This window comes from Frigoribacterium sp. CFBP 13605 (assembly GCF_014839405.1).
GTDB lineage: Bacteria > Actinomycetota > Actinomycetes > Actinomycetales > Microbacteriaceae > Frigoribacterium.
The window spans coordinates 1-650 of the sequence record NZ_JACYNS010000224.1 but is presented as its reverse complement, the minus strand read 5'-3'; the positions used below and the strand labels follow the sequence as shown (position 1 = coordinate 650).

General features: G+C 74.9%; 1 protein-coding gene. It reads left to right on the top strand.

The annotated features are described in order from the left end of the window. Window positions 1-106: 106 nt before the first annotated feature. The coding region (locus IFT36_RS16155) for a PTS sugar transporter subunit IIA (protein ID WP_200413681.1) at window positions 107-650 on the top strand (544 nt) is incomplete at its 3' end.

The following is a 650-nucleotide window of genomic DNA, read 5'->3' as shown; positions in this document are numbered from 1 at the left end:
CCGCCTCGACCAGACCTTCCCTGACGACATCGACGTCGTCCCGGTGGCCCCCGCGGCCGTCGGGCACCTCTGAGCAGCGTCGCCCAACCCCAAGGAGCAGAACAGCATGTCATCCCTCATCAGCACCGACCTCGTCGGTCTCGACGAAGACCTGGGCGGCACGTCGACCGACGTCATCCGCGCCCTGGCCGCGCGCGTCGCGGCCTCGGGCCGCGCCGGCTCGGCCGATTCGCTCGCCGACGACGCCATCAAGCGTGAAGCCTCGGTCGGCACCGGCGTCCCCGGCGGCATCGCGATCCCCCACGCGCGGTCGGCCTCGGTCACCGAGCCCACCCTCGCCTTCTCCCGGCTCGCGCGCACGGTCGGCTTCGGTGCCCCCGACGGCGACGCCGACATCGTCTTCATGATCGCGGTGCCCGAGGGCGCCGACGGCGACCACATGACGGTCCTCTCGACGCTCGCCCGCGCCCTCATCCGCGACGACTTCACCGCCGCCCTCCGCGCCGCGAAGACCCCGGCCGACATCGTGCAGCTCGTCGACGACGAGGTCAGCGGCGAGGTCGCCGAGACGCGCGGCGCCACCGCCGCCTCCGCGGCCGGGGCGACCAGCGCCTCCTCGACCGCGGCCGACGCGACGGGCGACGGCGCGC